This is a genomic window from Vibrio sp. OPT46, from assembly GCF_015163535.1.
Taxonomy (GTDB): Bacteria; Pseudomonadota; Gammaproteobacteria; order Enterobacterales; family Vibrionaceae; genus Vibrio; species Vibrio alginolyticus.
In genome coordinates this window covers 1-1016 of sequence record NZ_JADDYG010000605.1, presented here as the reverse complement: position 1 = coordinate 1016, position 1016 = coordinate 1, and the positions used below count along the sequence as shown (strand labels likewise).

1 protein-coding gene is annotated in these 1016 nt (G+C 33.6%); it reads right to left on the bottom strand.

Features of this window, described 5'->3' with window-relative positions:
• Positions 1–130: 130 nt before the first annotated feature.
• A complete protein-coding gene (locus IQR33_RS23795) occupies positions 131–616 on the bottom strand; it encodes a DUF6795 domain-containing protein (RefSeq protein ID WP_047102125.1) in 486 nt (161 codons plus the stop codon).
• Positions 617–1016: the final 400 nt, after the last annotated feature.

Sequence of the window (1016 nt, the reverse complement as noted above, 5' to 3'; positions counted from 1 at the left end):
AGATTTTTTTCCTAGTCCATGAGCGCAGAAGTAGATGCCAGAACTTCCATCTAGCCGATACTCAATACCACCGTGAGTAAATGGCCAAAGAGGAGACATAGGAACTGGAGTTGCATCATGAGTGCATTATTTAATTTCCATACAAGTCAGAGTCTATATAACCAAATAAGTTACATTGACTGTTCACGTAGTAGTCATCGTTTTCTTCATCATCAATTGAAAAAGCAAAGTACTTAAGAGGGTTCTCAGTGTCACAAGAAAGGTTAGCCATGTTATTTTTTACGTAATCCTCTATTTTATAACCATCAAAGCTTCCTTCCCAAATAATAGTACTTTCATCATTACTGAGTTCTGCGACTAAAACAATAGTTACATAGTGCTCAATAAGAGGAGTGCTTATGATGTTTTTATTTTCATAGACTGGAGAAAATTCAAAGCGACCAGTACTGTCTGTGAATGTTGATAAGTCTATTGATTTTCCTGAGGTGCTTAAACCAATACTAAGGCTAACCTTCAGGCTACTAAGTGGTTTTCCTTTCTTTGTTAACACACCATTGATTTTCGGTGTGTATTGATTAACGTGTTCGTCATTCAATTTACTTTCTTCAAAATTCATTACAATGCTCACTAATATGACGGTAATAATTCCAGCAACTTAATTTTTCACAACAATACTTTCATTTTGAAATTTAAAAATCTATATATGTTGTGTTTCTATTCAATATCTAAGGTTAATTTTGTAATTAGAGTTACATTATTTTTTGTAACTACTATTTGTAGTCATTACATCGATAGAGTTGTAATGAAACAAGCGAGTAGGGACTAACAATGAATGCATCAATCAATTCATCGAGGGAGATGAGTATAGGCTTTAGACTTAGATCTAGTTATCTCTTAGAAAGGATAGGTAAGCAGAAAACTTTTAAGTTGCAGGGCTTTTAGTACCATGCTCTCTGCCTTTTTGATTAGTACTTATGAACTTCTTGTTTACTGATTAATACTCAACGAGTTTGTAA

Excerpts from the sequence above, each read along its gene's own strand:
- IQR33_RS23795 (WP_047102125.1), bottom strand. The coding sequence starts at position 616 with ATGAATTTTGAAGAAAGTAAATTGAATGACGAACACGTTAATCAATAC.